This window comes from Marinobacter sp. UBA3604 (assembly GCF_002375325.1).
Classification (GTDB): domain Bacteria; phylum Pseudomonadota; class Gammaproteobacteria; order Pseudomonadales; family Oleiphilaceae; genus Marinobacter; species Marinobacter salarius.
Map to the genome: position 1 here is coordinate 43,048 of NZ_DFMB01000009.1, position 16,565 is coordinate 59,612.

Consider the following 16,565-nt stretch of genomic DNA (forward strand, 5'->3'; position numbering starts at 1 on the left):
ACGGTTTGAACCTGCCTTCTTCCGTGTAAAACTAGTCGCTTCATCGACTGCTGAAAACGGCTAGTGAGTGTAGATGTATCGTCCGTATTCCTGTCTTCTGATTTTGCTCTTTCTAAGCGGATGCGCAAGCGTCGACGGTGATCGCTTGTCCAAGGCGTCGTCGGATTTGCTGGAACGAACCGGGCAGGTGATGAAGAAGATCGTTAACCCGCAAACGCCGAATTCCTACCAAGGGGAACAGCGGGCGTTGTTTGACCAGCCGTATATCGACCCGCTGACGGAATACCTTGCGGAGCACCGCGACGATCCATCCCGCGCTTCCGTACTACATAACGTGGAACGGGAAAGGGATCTGCGTTGTGAAGCCATTGCAGACGAGTACGCCAATGAGCCGGCGACCAACGCGATGCTTCAGCGCTATCAAGCCGGCTACCGTTACTCATGCCCGGGCGAGGTTGCCGCCTTTGCGGAGCGGGTGAAGCGGCAGCCTTCGACACCGGAACCCGAACCTCGTGCTGAGCCGGAGTCAGCCACGGTAGACGTTGCCGATGAAAGCGGCGTTTCCGACCAGGCCCTGAGTGACTGCTACCTGTTGATGGCCATTCGCAATTACAGTGAAGCCAGAGAGGCCTGCCAGGGTCCGGCTGACAACGGCGACGTGCGCGCGCAGTCCAATATGGCCATTATTTTCCATGCCTTTGAAGACTACGCCAGTGCACGGGTATGGGCCGAAAAGGCGGCGCCTGCCTCTGGCGAAGCCGCGTTTCTGTTGGGCCAGATGTACGCCACCGGACGTGGTGTCGGGCAGGATATGGATCAGGCCGTTTATTGGTACACTGAGGCTGCCAAGCGGGGCCACAAGCAAGCACAGGCAGCGCTGGACCGGCATCTGGAAGACCTCCCTGCCGGAGACACCTGACTCACTGCCCGAGGATATCCGTAATGCCGGGGATACTTCCCAGCCGCCTGACTCGTCGGAAAACCCCGTCTTCACGCCAATCCATCATGTGGATGCTGGGTTTGTTATTGCTGGTGTTTGTTGTCGGAATGCTTCTGTTATCCAGCCTGAATCTCAGTTACTCACGGGATGCCCTCTCCGAGCTTCGGAGGCAACAGATCAATGAGGTGGTGGGTGCAGGACTGTCGCGCATCAATGCCCGTCAATCCGCTTTGGCAAGCTACACCATTACCCTCGCCAACGTTGGTGAGAGTTTCCACGAGATGGTCGAGAGTGGGATGTCCGGTCGTGCTCTGTCTATAGTGCGTGGGAGCCTGGAGCACACCTTGAACGCCCATTTGCAGGATTTCGAGGGAGCGGCGGGTGCCGGGCTCTGGTTTGAGCCGGGCGTGTTGTCAGAAACAGGCACCAGCTATATGCCCTACTTTTTGCAGGGTAGCGACGACAACACACTGACAAGGCTGGATACTGAATCCCGTTTTGACCACTATCGCAACGCTCCCTGGTTCGGTCGCACATTGGAACAGGAGTGGACGGCCGATCCCGACAATTCCGGACACGTGTACTGGTCGCCGGTGTATTTCGATCTCAATACTGAACGCGCGGTGCTGACGCTCGCCAGTCCTATGTACGATCGTGACGGCAACCTGCTGGGCATGGCTACAACTGCTTGGGGCGCGGACCAGATCATTGATGTTGTCAGTCGCATCACCGTCACCCAACACAGTTTCGCGTTCCTGAATGACCGCAACAATCGCAATCTCTCGAGCCTCAGTCAGGGGAAAGACACCCGCAGTGAGCAGGCCCTGATTGATGCCATCCTGGCGCTGGATCTTGGTGCTGATGTTGACTCAGCACGGTCCTTGGGCGAGGTCGGGGAACTGACCACTCGAGGCCTCTCAGCGGGCAATGAAGACTATGAGCTTTACTATGCCGCCACCGCTGGGGGCATGGTGTACGGGGCCGGCGTTCCGCGAAATGAGATCAATGCAGTGCTGCTGCCGATGGAGCGCACCAATTACCGGATTCTGGTCGGTACCGTCTCGGCGATGCTGATCCTGAGCCTGTATCTGTTGTACCGGATTATCCAGCTGATTCGTGAATTGCAGGCGTCCTATACCGACGACCTTACCGGTCTCCCGAACCGTGTCCGTTTGTTGCGGGATCTCCAGAACCGCCAGGCAGCCGCGTTGCTGATCATCAATCTGGACCGCTTCAACCAGATCAACAGCTTGTTCGGTAATGTCTGTGGCGACCATGTGCTTTTGGCGGTTGCCACACGATTGACCGCGTTCAGCCGCGATCATAACCGCGAAATTTTTCGGGTATACCGTCTTCCCGGTGACGAATTTGCTGTCCTGGCACCTGCAATGGCGCCGGAAGTGGCTCACCAGCTTGCTGTCCAGGTCCGGCATCTGGTTACTGGCGACCGGGTGTATTGGCAGGAACAGCGCCTGACGGTGGATGTCAGTATCGGCATCGCGCTTCGCAATAACCGGAAGCCGGAAGATGCCGCCGATCAGTTGGTCAGCCAGGCAAAAGTGGCGGTATTACAGGCCCGGGAAACAGGACGCCATCATCTGTTGTATGACCCGGCCGTAGGGGTTGAGGAAAACTACGAAAACAATCTGTACTGGGCCAATCGCCTGAAAGAAGCCATTGACCATGATCGCCTGGTGCCGTGGTTTCAGCCGATCCACGATAACCAGAGTGGCCGTATCTCCAAGTACGAGTGCCTGGTGAGAATGGTAGAACCGGATGGTAGCGTGATCAGTGCTGGCCGTTTTATGGACATCGCCAATAAACTGCGGCTGAACCGGCGTATTACCGAACTGATGATCGAGAAGTGTTTCGCCTGTTTTACCGGGCGCGACGAGGAATTTTCGATCAACCTCTCCTACGGCGACATCACCGAGCCGGAGACCGTCGCTCGAATTCTCTCCGCCATCGAAACTTCAGGTATTGGTGATCGCGTTATCTTCGAGATCCTGGAATCCGATGGTATTACCAATTACGACGATATCCGTGTGTTCATCGAACAGGTCAAACCCTATGGATGCCGTATTGCCATCGACGATTTCGGTACCGGCTACTCCAATTTTTCCCACCTGCTGAGCCTGAACGTGGACTTCATCAAGATTGATGGCAGCCTGATCCGTAATCTCCATCAGGATCACACCGCGTTTCTGGTGACCAGTGGCATTGTCCAGTTCGCCCGCAGTCTGAACATTCAAACGGTGGCGGAGTTTGTCCACAATGAGCCGGTTCAGGAAAGGGTACGGGAATTAGGGATAAACTTTTCCCAGGGCGAACACTTCAGCATGCCGATTCCGGCTCCCGGGTCTGCAGACTAGGCAGACACGCGTTCATTTCCTTACGAAAACACACACTTTTATTGTCAAACACCGCTAAAGCCTGGGTTAGGCTCTAATAGGCAAGTAATAACGCCATGTTGTGGCGATCATGAATGTTAAGGAGGTAAACCGTGCGGAATCTGCTATCCCTGCTGCTGGCTGCTCTGGTCGCAATGGTGAGTGTTTCTACAGCTCAGGCTTATGACAAGCTCTACCTGTATACGGAGAATTTTCCCCCTTACAACATGAGTGCTACTGGCCGCGCTTTTGAACACAAAGGCAACGCCATTGACGGTATCTGCACGGAAATGGTCAAGGCCATTCTGAACAACACCGATCTTGAATATGTGATCAAGCTTAGAAACTGGGACTATGGTTACAATCGGGCGCTGAACAAGAGCAACCACGGCATCTTCTGTACAACCTATACCGAAGAGCGTGCACCCCGATTCAAGTGGATTGGCCCGTTGTCCCGTAATCTGTGGACCGTTTTCGCTCCCCCGGGCACCGATCTGCAGATTGACCGGCTGGAAGACACCAAAGGCATGCTTTTCGGCGGCTACCGCAACGACGTAAAGACCGAGTATCTGATTGAGCATGGATATGAGGTGTCAGCACTGGACAGTGATGACCTCAATCCCAAGCGCCTGGAACTCGGCCAGATTGACCTCTGGCTCGCCGACCGCCTGGGCGGGCCTTATGTGGCGTCGCAGCAGAATGTGGATGGAATCGAGCCCGTTTTCTCTTTCAATGACACCGAGCTGTTTCTCGCCATCAACCCCGAAACCCCCGAAGCCACCATTGAAGCACTTAACGCCGGGCTCAAAAAGGTGCACGAATCCGGCATGTTTGAGGCCATTGAAACCAAATACGGGCTGTAAGCCAGCGTTGGTGGTGTATGAGCGAGGTCTGTGTTTCCAACCTCGCCATACCATCAGCCGCAATCAGTCAGTGAAGGCCATGTGCTCAGGGGCCAGTTGCATCAGATTCCGGCTCGGGCTCAGCATTCCGGTGGCGTGAGCCTGTGCCCGTGGCAACAGGCGTTCGTAGTAGAATTCCGCCGTCGCCAGTTTGGCGCGATAGAAGTCCTCGGAGTCGGCGCCTCCCTTGTCCAGTTTGTCAGAGGCAACAGTAGCCATTCGTGCCCACATATAGGCCATGGTGACGTAGCCGCTGTACATCAGGAAATCATGGGCTGCTGAACTCACGACGTCACGGTCCTTGCGGGCGGCCAGCATCAGGCGAACCGTCAGCACATTCCATTGCGCGGTCAGTTTGAGCAGCTCCACCGAGAAAGGTCGAACCCGCTTGTCGGCCAGGCTCTTGCGGGCAAAGTTCGCCACTTTCAGAGTGAATTCCCTGACCGCGCCACCGCGGGTCATCAGCAACACCTTGCGGCCCAGCAGATCCAGCGCCTGGATACCCGTGGTGCCCTCATAGAGCGTGGCAATCCGGGTATCGCGCACGATCTGTTCCATACCGTGCTCGCGGATGTACCCATGCCCCCCGAATACCTGAACTCCATGGTTCGCGGCTTCGTTACCCAGTTCCGTCAGGAAACCTTTGAGGATGGGCGTCAGGAACCCCAGCTTGTCGTCGTAGGCATCGGCTTTTTTCTGATCGCCGGTGGTGTGGCCTTCCACCATATGGTCAGCGAGCCGCGCGGCGTAATACAGCATCGCCCGCCCGCCTTCGGCGATGGCTTTCTGGGTCAGCAGCATGCGGCGGACATCGGCATGGTGAATCAGGCTGTCGGCCTCCTGTTCCGGTTCCTTCTTTCCTGACAGGGCGCGCATGGAGCGGCGTTCTTTGGCATACTCCAGCGCCCACTGATAGGACAGTTCCGCCGGGCCGACACCCTGGATGGCGGTGCCGATCCGCGCGGTGTTCATGAAGGTGAACATACAGTTCAATCCCTCGTTCTCCGGGCCGATCAGGAAACCGATGGCATCATCGAAGTTCATCACGCAGGTGGCTGAGGCCTTGATCCCCATTTTCTTTTCCAGGCTGCCACAGGTCACACCATTGGCTTCGCCGACACCACCGTTCCCGTCGGGCAGGAACTTGGGCACGATGAACAGACTGATGCCCCGGGTGCCTTTCGGGGCATCCGGCAAGCGGGCCAGCACAATGTGAACGATGTTCTCGGTCAGGTCATGGTCACCGGAGGAAATGAAGATCTTGGTACCGGAGAGCTTGAAGCTGCCGTCTTCCTGCGGGGCCGCTTTGGTTTTCACCTGTCCCAGATCGGTCCCGCACTGGGGTTCGGTCAGGCACATGGTGCCACCCCAGCGGCCTTCGGTCAGTGGTACCAGGTAAGTTCGCTTCTGGTCTTGGCTGCCGTGCAGAAAGATGGTGTTCATGGCGCCCATCGACAGGCCCGGGTACATGGAGAAGGACCAGTTGGCAGTACCCATCATCTCCTGCTTGAACAGGCCCATGGAGGCCGGCAGTCCCTGCCCGCCATACTCCTCCGGTGCAGACAGGCCCTGCCACCCGCCCTGCGCATACTTTTGATAGGCTTCACGGTAGCCTTTGGGAGTGATGACTTCGCCGTTATCCAGTCTGCAGCCTTCCTCGTCGCCGCTCTGGTAGAGCGGGCTCAAGACTTCTTCGCAGAATTTGCCGCATTCGTTGAGTACCGCATCGACGATATCCGGAGTGGCATTCTCACCGGTTTTCAAACGAGTGTAGTGTCCCGGGTAGTCGAAAACCTCGTTGAGCAGGAACTTCATGTCGCGTAGGGGTGCCTTGTACACCGGCATAGCAAATACCTCTGTGGTTCTGTTTCCATTGCCCGATGTTTTACGGCATTGCCGGCGACCTGCCATTGACGGAAACCGCCATGCCCCCTGTCAGAAAGGACAATTGGCTGAAATGACGCGAGCATGGATGTCGACGTTGCCTAATGATCGATAACAACGCTATAGGCGTATTTGAAGGGCCGATCATCCGTTCTGAATCGCCAGGGGAGTGTAAATATCATGCAAATATCGATTGGGACCAACAGGATCACTGGTCTGCCCCGCTGTCTCTGGTTATTGTTGGCGACAGTGTTGCTTGCGGGCTGTGCCGGGCCGTCGCTCGAGGATTACAGTGACCGCGGGCCGGTGTTGACGCCCCAGGAATTTTTTACCGGCGAACTTTCTGCCCGGGGTGTGGTCAAGAATTTCTCGGGCGAAGTGATTCGCACTTTCGATGCGGACATTTCCGCCAGTTGGGACAGCAACGGCATCGGCACCCTGGATGAGGAGTTCCGCTTCGACGACGGCGAAGTCCAGACCCGGGTATGGACGCTGACACCCGACAACGGCGCATTGCACGCCGATGCCGGTGATGTGGTGGAGCCGGGCACCATGCGTTGGCAAGGCAATGCCATTAACATGAATTATGTTCTGCGGGTGTCCTATGGCGACGGCACCATTGATGTCCGCATGGATGACTGGATGTACCTGATTACACCGGACACCCTGATTAACCAGACCACCATGACGAAATGGGGGATAGAAGTCGGGGAGATCGTGCTGGTGATCAGCAAACGATAGCCCATGTCGAACCTTCAGCCGGTTGTTGGGGCACAATCAAGCAGACGGATAATGCAATTATGGTTAAGCAATGGTTGATCGCTCTGGTACTCGTGGCTTTGGCCGCCGGGGGGGCATTCTCCTGGCAGCATCTGACCGGCGAGCAGGCGGCGGACGCCCAGCGGGAACGCCCTGCCAGCAAGGTGAATACGGTCACCCCCGAAATGGAGCTGGTCAGTGACACCGTCAGGGCGGTGGGTAGCCTTCAGGCCCGGGATCAGGTGGAACTGACCACCGAAGTCAGCGGTCGTGTCGTTGAAATGAACCTTGATGCGGGAAAGCGGGTCCAGTCCGGTGACCTGTTGCTGCGGCTCGATGATCGTCAGGCCAGCGCCGATCTGCAGGTGGCGGAAGCCACCCTCTCCGACGCCCGCCGCCAGTTTGATCGCGCCCGGAAACTCCAGGCCAACAACAGCATATCCCAGTCCCAGGTGGATGAATTGCGCACCGCTGTCGATGTGGCGGAAGCTCAGCGCGAGGCCGCCCGCACCCGGCTCGACAACCACCGTATTGAAGCGCCGTTTGCCGGGGTTATTGGCCTTTCCGATATCAGCCTGGGAACTTATCTCGGTGCAGGCACGTCGGTGGCCACCCTGGATTCCACCACCAAGATGGAATTGGGCTTCGCAATCCCCGAGCGCTTCCTCGGCCAGATTCACATTGGCCAGACTGTGCGGGGCACGTCGCCGGCCTATACCGGGGAAACCTTTGGCGGTGAATTGGTGGAGTTGGGCACGCGAATTGATGAACTGAGCCGAACACTGCCGGTCAGGGCGCTGATCGACAATCCCGATGGCAAGCTTCGGCCTGGGCAGTTCATGTCGGCCACGCTGACACTCCGCGAACGAGAATCCCTGGTCATTCCCGAGCAGGCAGTAATGATTCGCGGTGACGAGAAGTATGTGTTCGTGGCCGAAGACGGTATCGCCCGACGGGTTTCGGTGACCCTGGGGTCCCGGATGCCTGGCCTGGTGGAAATCGTTGACGGACTGTCGCTGGATGAGCAGGTGATTGTAACCGGCCAGGACAGATTGAGCAGTGGCGACAGGATCAGTGTGGTGGAAGGGGAAAACGTGATTCCCGACAACCGCTTTGCCAACTCCCTGGAGTCCTGAACCGTGATCCTGTCTGATGTCTCCATCAAACGCCCTGTCTTTGCGACGGTTCTCAGTCTTCTTATTGTAGTTTTCGGGTTGGCGGCGTTGCTGGGGCTTCCTGTGCGGGAGTATCCGGACATTGACCCACCCGTGGTGTCCATTTCCACGGATTACATCGGCGCCGCCGCCGAAGTGGTGGACACCCAGATCACTCAGGTGGTTGAAGGGGCTATCAGCGGGATTGAAGGTATTCGCTCTATTGAGTCCTCCACCGAACAGGGCGAATCCCGAACCAGTATCGAATTTACCATTTCCCGCAACGTCGACATCGCCGCCAACGATGTGCGCGATGCCGTGTCCCGCATTGCCGATCAGCTGCCCGAAGAGGCTGAGGCGCCGGTCGTCCAGAAGGCCGACTCGGACGCCCGCCCGATGATGTGGGTGACCTTGCGCAGTGACATCTGGGACAGTGCGGAATTGAGCGATTTTGCCGAACGGGTGCTTGCCGACCGACTGTCCGTGCTGGATGGCGTTGCCGACGTACGCATTGGTGGTGAGCGGCGCTACGCCATCCGGGTCTGGCTGGACCGTGAACGGTTGGCCGCGCGGGATATCACCGTGGCCGAGGTCGAGCGCTCACTGAGGGCCAATAACGTTGAACTGCCCGCCGGCTCGGTGGACTCTTCCACCCGTAACTTCACGGTGCGTGCGGAAGGCCGGCTCACCAATGTGGAGCAGTTCCGTGATCTGGTGATTCGTCGCGACGGTAATGATCTTCTGCGTCTGGGCGAGGTGGCCAATGTCCAGATGGGGGTTGAGTCCGATGTCAGCCGACTGCGGGCCAACGGCAAGACTGCAATCGGCATGGGCATCATTCGTCAATCCAAGGCCAACACGGTGGCGGTGTCCGATGCCGTGCGTGCGGAGCTGGAGAAGATACGCGAGACCCTGCCCCCGGAAGTGACTATTGCCGAAAGCTACGACGAGTCGATATTCATCCGCGCGTCGATCAAGGAAGTGGTGTTTACGCTCGCCATTGCGGTGTCCCTGGTCATTCTGGTGATCTTCCTGTTCCTGCGGTCCTGGCGGGCTACCTTGATACCGGCGGTGACCATCCCGGTGGCGGTTATCGGCGCCTTTATCGGGCTGGGCTTCCTCGGTTTCTCCATCAACGTACTGACCCTGCTTGCAGTCATTCTGGCCATTGGTCTGGTGGTGGACGACGCCATCGTCATGTTGGAAAACATCCAGCGCCGGATCGATGAGGGCGAACCGCCACTGCTGGCGTCCTATCGCGGCGCCAAGCAGGTGGCCTTTGCCGTTATTGCCACCACGCTCACCCTGGTGGCGGTGTTTGTGCCGATTTCGTTTATGGGCGGCAACATCGGGCGACTGTTTGCCGAGTTTGGCTTCACCCTGGCGGCGGCGGTGGTGGTGTCCAGCCTGGTGGCGCTCACCCTGGCGCCCATGCTGTGTTCAAAATGGTTGCGACACAGCCCGGAATCGGCGGAAGGACATCGCTTGTGGGCGGCCAGTGAAAAAGTGCTCAATGGCCTGACCCATGGTTACGAACGCATGCTCCGATTCGCCCTCAACCAGCCCGGATTGTTGCTGGGACTTGGGCTTGTCGGGCTTATCGTTGCCATCGTGATTTTCCCAAGATTGCCGCAGGAGTTGGCACCCACAGAAGACCGGGGCGTCATCATCATGCCGACCAGCGCCCCACGGGGTTCGACGGTCGAGTTCACCGATCATTACGTGCGTCAGGCGGAGCAGGAACTGTTGCCTTACCTGGAAGAGGGGGTCTCCAATCGGTTGCTATCAATCGTTGGCTTCCGCGACGAAGAGGACAACGCGTTCATGATCATGGGCCTGGTGCCCTGGGAAGACCGTGAGATCAAACAACAACAGATCACCAGCGAGCTGCGAGGCAAGCTTAGCCAGGTCACAGGTATTCGCGCGATTGCGGTGAACCCACCGGGGCTTGGGCAGCGCGGCTTTGATCAACCAGTGGAATTCGTGGTGGCCGGGCCGGATTACGAAAGTGTGCAGGCCTGGAGCGAGGAAATCGTCGAGCGGGCGAAGGACAACCCGAACCTGCTGAACCTGGACACTGATTTCGAACTGACCCGCCCCGAACTGCGTGTGTCCATCGACCGGGAGCGCGCCGCGGACCTGGATGTCACCATCGAAGATGTGGGCCTGACACTGCAGACCATGCTGGCATCACGGCAAGTCACCACCTACCTGGACCGCGGACGCGAATACGATGTCATCCTCCAGGCCGCGGACGCTGACCGGGCAACGCCGTCGGACCTGGGGCAGATTTTCCTGCGCCCCCGTGAGGGAGGCACCCTGATCCCTCTCCAGGCGCTGGTGTCGGTGGAGGAGATCGGCGCCAATCCCGACCTGAGACGCATCGACCGCTTGCCGGCGGTTGTCATCAGTGCCTCCCTGGCCGATGGCTATGATCTTGGGGCGGCACTGACGTATCTGAACAACCTGGCTGTGGATAACCTGCCGCCGGAGGCAAGGGTAAGCTACAAAGGGCTATCGCGGGAATTCCAGGAATCGTCGTCGGCGATCTACGTCACTTTTGGCCTGGCATTCGTGATTGTCTTCCTGGTGCTGGCTGCCCAGTTCGAAAGCTGGATTCACCCGCTGATCATCATGCTGTCGGTCCCATTGGCGGTTACCGGAGCCCTGCTGGGCCTGTGGTGGGCCGGCATCAGCCTGAACATCTACAGCCAGATCGGCATCATCATGTTGCTGGGGTTGATGGCGAAGAACGGCATATTGATTGTCGAGTTTGCCAACCAGCTACGGGATAAGGGCTATGAAGTGAGGGACGCGATTCTGGAAGGTGCCAGCCTGCGCTTCCGGCCGGTGTTGATGACCACCATATCCACGGTCTTCGGTGCCGTGCCTTTGGTGCTCGCAACGGGCGCGGGGGCGGAAAGCCGGGCGTCGATCGGTATCGTGATCCTCGGCGGGCTGGTGTTCGCCACCACCCTGACCCTGTTTATTATTCCGGTGCTATACAACCTGTTGGCACGGTTTGCCAAATCCACCAACGCGATTGCACTGGAGCTTGAACAACAGGCCAGCCAGTCTCCTGGTGGTCGCGGCATGACGGCCGCCCCGCAATCAAAAGAGATGGATCAGTTCTGACGACCGCAGGCAGCACCAAACTGTGGATAATTTATTGGATAACCTTCGGATAAGCTTTGGTTAGAACAAAAATAAGTTATTAAAAACAAATAGTTAGGTTGAATAATAAGGCGTTATAGGGCACATCTGATATGTGGATAACTTTCTTGAAAAGTTTTCTGAGAAGGTGTCTACAAGCCGCTGATATCTGTCAGATTTCGGTTATCCACTATTCGTGAAACCCTGCGTGAAACCGCGTGTATCGGGTAGGTAGCGCTCGGGGTCTTTCGATAACCCGCCTGTCTGGTTAAAATTTGCACATTCTGACTGCAATTTACCGGGTGAGGCGTTATACTCCCCGCCCTGATTTTCAGGCAGTTTCCTGATACCGAGAATTTTTCTGAGTCCCCGTTTGCCGAGGTGATGTTGTGGATTATCCGACCCGTTTCGATGTCATAGTCATTGGTGGTGGCCATGCCGGCACTGAAGCCGCTCTGGCGGCTGCACGCATGGGCTCCCAGACCCTGCTGCTGACCCACAACATCGAGACCCTGGGTCAGATGTCCTGCAACCCCGCCATTGGCGGCATCGGCAAGAGTCATCTGGTCAAGGAAATCGATGCTCTCGGTGGCGCCATGGCGATGGCGACTGACAAGGCGGGCATCCAGTTCCGCGTGCTCAACTCGCGCAAGGGACCGGCAGTACGAGCCACCCGCGCCCAGGCAGACCGGGTGCTGTACAAGGCGGCGATCCGCGAGATCCTCGAGAACCAGCCCAACCTGACGCTGTTCCAGCAGGCTGCTGACGACCTGATTGTGGATGGCGAGCGCATCACCGGCGTGGTGACCCAGTCGGGCATCCGTTTTCGCGCGCCCACGGTGGTGCTGACCACCGGAACCTTCCTTGGCGGTGTTATCCACATCGGCATGCAGCAGCATTCCGGTGGCCGTGCCGGTGACGCACCGGCCAACGCGCTGGCACAGCGTCTGCGGGAACTGCCGTTCAACGTCGGGCGCCTGAAAACCGGCACCCCACCCCGTATCGATGCCCGCAGCGTGGATTTCTCCGTGATGCAGGAGCAATGGGGTGATGACCCGGCGCCGGTGATGTCCTTCCTGGGTTCCCGCAACCAGCATCCTGAACAGGTCTGTTGCTACGTTACCCGCACCACCGAACAAACCCACGACATCATTCGCAGTGGCTTTGACCGGTCGCCCATGTTTGCCGGTAACATCGAAGGCATCGGGCCTCGCTATTGCCCGTCCATCGAGGACAAGGTCAACCGGTTTGCCGACAAGGACTCGCACCAGATTTTCGTGGAGCCGGAAGGGCTGACGACGAATGAGCTATACCCCAACGGCATCTCCACCAGTCTGCCGTTCGATATTCAGTTGGCGGCTGTGCGCACCATTCCCGGCTTCGAGAATGCCCACATTACGCGGCCCGGCTACGCCATCGAGTACGACTTCCTGAACCCACAGGATCTGCGCCACACCCTGGAAACCAAGTTTATCCAGGGCCTGTACTTTGCGGGCCAGATCAATGGCACTACCGGTTATGAAGAAGCCGGTGCCCAGGGCCTTCTCGCAGGTATCAACGCGGCATTGCGTGCTCAGGACAAGGACGAATGGTACCCCCGCCGTGACGAAGCCTACCTCGGCGTTCTGGTGGACGACCTGATCACCATGGGTACCTCCGAGCCGTACCGTATGTTTACCAGCCGTGCTGAATACCGGCTGATCCTGCGGGAGGACAACGCCGACCTTCGCCTGACGGAAACCGGCCACAAGCTCGGGTTGGTGGATGACCAGCGTTGGCAGGCCTTTAACAGCAAGCGTGAAGCCATCGCCGCAGAACGTCAGCGCCTGGAAACCACGCGCATTCATCCGGGAACATCTGGCGGCGACGCCGCCAACAGCCACCTGCGTCAGCCCATGAACCGAGACCAGACACTCGCAGAGCTGCTGCGGCGCCCGGAAATCAACTATCGCCACATTGCTGACATGGCCGAAGGCCAAGCAGACGACCCGGCGGTGGCGGATCAGGTGGAAATCGAGATCAAGTACGAGGGTTATATCTCCCGCCAGGCGGACGAAATCGAGCGTCTGCGCCGGAATGAAAATACCCGTTTACCGGATGATATTGATTTTGATGCCATTGGTGGCCTGTCCAACGAGATCAAGCAGAAGCTCAAGGAAGTACGGCCGGAAACCGTGGCCCAGGCCTCACGCATCCAGGGCGTGACCCCGGCCGCCATTTCCCAGGTGCTGGTGCATCTCAAGAAGCGCGACCTGCTGCGCAAGCAATCCGCCTGAGTGCGCCCATGAGCGACGCACTCTGGCAACGCCAGCTCACCCAGGGCCTGGCTGACCTCAACCTGGAACTGGACAGCGCCAGCCAGCAACAGTTGCTGGCGTTTCTGGCCCTGCTGAATAAGTGGAACCGGGCCTATAACCTGACGGCTGTACGGGAGCCACGACAGATGGTGTCGCGCCAGTTGTTGGACAGCCTCAGTATCCTGCCATTTGTTACCGCGGACCATCTGCTGGATGTTGGCGCCGGAGGTGGGTTGCCTGGCATCCCCCTCGCAATCACCTTGCCCGAAAGGCGTTTTACCCTACTGGACAGCAACAGCAAGAAAACCCGCTTCCTGACCCAGTGTGTGCTGGAACTCGGCCTGAAGAATGTGGAGATCATTCACGGCCGGGCTGAAAGCTGTGATCCCGCGATCCGATACCAGCAGATCAGCAGTCGAGCGTTTACGGCACTGGATAACCTCGTCAACTGGTGTGGGCATCTGCTTGCGGATGAGGGTGAGTTCCTTGCCATGAAAGGCCAGTTTCCGGATGATGAGGTGGCTGCCCTGCCAGTGGGTTGGCAGGTAACATCCCGACAGTCATTATCGGTACCTGGCTCGGACGGCGACCGGCACCTGCTGGTGATCGGTCGGGATTCCAGCCATCAGAATTTCACGACAGGAGGCGAGTCATGGCGCGTGTGATTGCAGTGACCAATCAAAAAGGCGGTGTGGGTAAAACCACCACCTGCGTCAACCTGGCTGCGTCATTGGCCGCAACCAAGCGCCGCGTGTTACTGGTGGATATGGACCCCCAGGGCAACGCCACCATGGGCAGTGGTGTGGATAAGAATGCCCTGGAGCTCTCCGGCTACGACATGCTCACCAAACGGGCAACGGCAGCCGAGGTGATTTTCCGGGCCGAAGTCTCTGGGTTTGACATACTGCCGGCTAACGGCGACCTGACCGCCGCCGAAGTGGAGCTGATGAACGAAATCGGCCGCGAGCATCGCCTGCGCCTGGCCCTGAACAAGGTGCGGGAGAACTACGACTACATCCTGATCGACTGCCCGCCGTCCCTCAGCCTGCTGACCGTCAATGCGCTGTCAGCGGCGGATACGGTGCTGATTCCCATGCAGTGCGAATACTATGCCCTGGAAGGTCTGGCGGCCTTGATGAACACGGTTGAGCAGATTCAGGAGACCGTCAACCCGGATCTGCAGGTGGAAGGCATCCTGCGCACCATGTATGACCCCCGCAACAGCCTGACTCTGGATGTGTCCAGTCAGCTCAACGAGTTTTTCGGTGACAAGGTCTACCGCGCGGTGATCCCCCGCAACGTGAGGCTGGCGGAGGCCCCCAGCTATGGTATGCCGGCCCTGAAATACGACCGCGCGTCCAAGGGCGCGGTGGCCTATCTGGCCCTGGCTGGTGAGATGGTACGCCGGCATGGATCGCAAAAGACATCCGCGGCTGTTGCCGTGTAAACTACCTCTCCTTTGCACACAGATATTTCATCGGGAAGAATGACAAACACCATGGCGGCGAAGAAACGAGGACTGGGTGAGCGCGGACTGGGCGCTCTGTTGCAGGGCTCCAGGGTCAACCTGGACCAGGAACTGAAGGATCACGATGGTGAGCTCCGGGAAGTTCCGATCGACCTGATCCAGCGTGGCCGGTTCCAGCCTCGCCGTGACATGGATCCGGCGGCCCTGCAGGAACTGGCTGACTCCATTCGCCAGCAGGGCGTGATGCAGCCCGTGGTGGTGCGTCCGATTGCCGAAGGCCGCTTTGAGCTGATCGCTGGCGAGCGCCGCTGGCGAGCCACCCAGATGGCCGAGCTCGACCGCATTCCCGCCATTATCCGCGACGTGCCGGATGATGCCGCTATCGCCATGGCGCTGATTGAGAATATCCAGCGCGAGAACCTCAATCCCATCGAAGAAGCCTTTGCGCTACAACGCCTGCAGGATGAGTTCGGCCTGACCCAGGCTCAGGTCGCGGAAGCGGTGGGGAAGTCCCGTACGACCATCACCAACCTGCTGCGGCTGATCAGCCTGTCGGAAGACGTTCGTGTCATGCTGGAGCACGGTGATCTGGAAATGGGTCATGGCCGGGCCATGCTTACGCTTCAACCCGAGCAGCAGATGCAGGTGGCGCGACAGGTGGTCGCGAAATCCCTGTCGGTGCGGCAGACGGAAGCCCTGGTTCGCCGGGTGCAACAGGAATCGCCGAACCGCAAGAAAGCCAAGGGTGAAGTGGATCCGAACATCCGTGCCCTGCAGGACGACCTGGCCGAGCGACTCGGTGCCCGGGTGTCGATCGACCATGGCCAGCGTGGCAAGGGCAAGCTGGTGATCGAATACACCTCTCTCGACGAACTGGATGGCATTTTAGGCCATATCAAGTAACGTCCCTGGCAGGATTTCCATAGCGCCACTGTTAACAATTTAGTGTTGGCACTCTGCGACCAACGGCGGGGTACCAAAGGTCAGTTTTGACTAGGTACCACTACATATAGTGCTGCCCCTTCATGTTGGTGTCTATTTGTGTCCCTCATGCCCCCCAACGCCAGTTTTTCTGCGTGTTTCGGGGCGGAGCGACCGTTCCGGTTTTGTTGATTCGTGTAGATTGAACACATATAATCTGCGGCGCTTGTATCGGTGCGATTGTCTAATTAATAAACGGCACCGAACCAAAGCGGTGTGGCAACCGGGAAATACCATGACGAAGGCTGAACAGGGTGGGATACAGCGTCCGCCCATCGCACGATGGTTTGTAATAGAAAGTGTGGTATTGGTCGTCGTCAGTCTGGCATTCCTCTTTAAAAGCCAGGTGGCCGGTTATTCAGCACTGTTTGGGGGGCTTATTTTTCTTCTGCCCCACGGTTATTTTGCCTTCAAGGCTTTCCGCTACTCCGGCGCGCGGTCTGCCAGGCAGATCATGAGTTCTTTTTACCAGGGTGAGGCCGGCAAGCTCATCCTGTGCGCCATCCTGTTTACGATGGTGTTCAAATGGATTCCGTCGCTTGATATAGCGGCACTTTTTTTATCATTTGCGATCATGTTGGTCACCAATTGGTTGACTCCGCTCCTAGCGGGCCGCAGAACGCAGCGAAGCTAACAG

At 58.1% G+C, this 16,565-nt stretch carries 12 protein-coding genes; 11 read left to right on the forward strand and 1 reads right to left on the reverse strand.

Annotated elements, in window-relative coordinates:
- Positions 1-145: 145 nt before the first annotated feature.
- The 3 genes from B2590_RS02070 (at position 146) to B2590_RS02080 (ending at position 4,193) form a co-directional block, all read left to right on the forward strand.
- Positions 146-919, forward strand: coding sequence for a tetratricopeptide repeat protein (locus tag B2590_RS02070; protein ID WP_273064119.1), 774 nt, complete (start codon positions 146-148; stop codon positions 917-919).
- Between the two features lie 23 nt (positions 920-942).
- Positions 943-3,312, forward strand: a complete 2,370-nt coding sequence (locus B2590_RS02075) for a bifunctional diguanylate cyclase/phosphodiesterase (RefSeq protein WP_286810730.1) — start codon at positions 943-945, stop codon at positions 3,310-3,312.
- Positions 3,313-3,443: 131 nt separating this feature from the next.
- A complete protein-coding gene (locus tag B2590_RS02080; protein WP_286810731.1) occupies positions 3,444-4,193 on the forward strand; it encodes a substrate-binding periplasmic protein in 750 nt (249 codons plus the stop codon).
- A 63-nt stretch (positions 4,194-4,256) separates the two neighbouring features.
- Here the strand turns inward: B2590_RS02080 and B2590_RS02085 are convergent, their stop codons facing one another.
- Positions 4,257-6,077: an acyl-CoA dehydrogenase C-terminal domain-containing protein gene (locus B2590_RS02085; RefSeq protein WP_286847825.1), complete on the reverse strand. Its 1,821-nt coding sequence runs from the start codon at positions 6,075-6,077 to the stop codon at positions 4,257-4,259.
- 219 nt (positions 6,078-6,296) lie between these two features.
- On the opposite strand from B2590_RS02085, the gene B2590_RS02090 reads away from it, so the two are divergent.
- The 8 genes from B2590_RS02090 (at position 6,297) to B2590_RS02125 (ending at position 16,562) form a co-directional block, all read left to right on the forward strand.
- Positions 6,297-6,857 carry a DUF3833 domain-containing protein gene (locus tag B2590_RS02090; RefSeq protein ID WP_286810733.1) on the forward strand — a complete coding sequence of 187 codons (561 nt, stop codon included), beginning with the start codon at positions 6,297-6,299 and terminating at the stop codon, positions 6,855-6,857.
- A gap of 59 nt (positions 6,858-6,916) precedes the next feature.
- Positions 6,917-8,011, forward strand: a complete 1,095-nt coding sequence (locus B2590_RS02095; RefSeq protein ID WP_091643221.1) for an efflux RND transporter periplasmic adaptor subunit — start codon at positions 6,917-6,919, stop codon at positions 8,009-8,011.
- 3 nt (positions 8,012-8,014) lie between these two features.
- The gene (locus B2590_RS02100) at positions 8,015-11,164 is read left to right on the forward strand and encodes an efflux RND transporter permease subunit (RefSeq protein WP_036211728.1); all 3,150 of its coding nucleotides are present in this window, start codon (positions 8,015-8,017) and stop codon (positions 11,162-11,164) included.
- Between the two features lie 407 nt (positions 11,165-11,571).
- Positions 11,572-13,458, forward strand: a complete 1,887-nt coding sequence (gene mnmG / locus B2590_RS02105; RefSeq protein ID WP_041332705.1) for a tRNA uridine-5-carboxymethylaminomethyl(34) synthesis enzyme MnmG — start codon at positions 11,572-11,574, stop codon at positions 13,456-13,458.
- Between the two features lie 8 nt (positions 13,459-13,466).
- A complete protein-coding gene (gene rsmG, locus B2590_RS02110; RefSeq protein WP_036211723.1) occupies positions 13,467-14,144 on the forward strand; it encodes a 16S rRNA (guanine(527)-N(7))-methyltransferase RsmG in 678 nt (225 codons plus the stop codon).
- Entirely contained in the window at positions 14,132-14,926 is a 795-nt protein-coding gene (locus B2590_RS02115; RefSeq protein WP_036211720.1) for a ParA family protein, read from the forward strand. Before rsmG ends, B2590_RS02115 begins: the two co-directional genes overlap by 13 nt.
- Before the next feature lie 51 nt (positions 14,927-14,977).
- Complete coding sequence (locus tag B2590_RS02120; RefSeq protein WP_036212072.1) at positions 14,978-15,850, forward strand: ParB/RepB/Spo0J family partition protein; 873 nt, start codon at positions 14,978-14,980, stop codon at positions 15,848-15,850.
- A gap of 313 nt (positions 15,851-16,163) precedes the next feature.
- Positions 16,164-16,562: a F0F1 ATP synthase subunit I gene (locus tag B2590_RS02125; protein WP_036211717.1), complete on the forward strand. Its 399-nt coding sequence runs from the start codon at positions 16,164-16,166 to the stop codon at positions 16,560-16,562.
- Positions 16,563-16,565 lie beyond the last annotated feature (3 nt).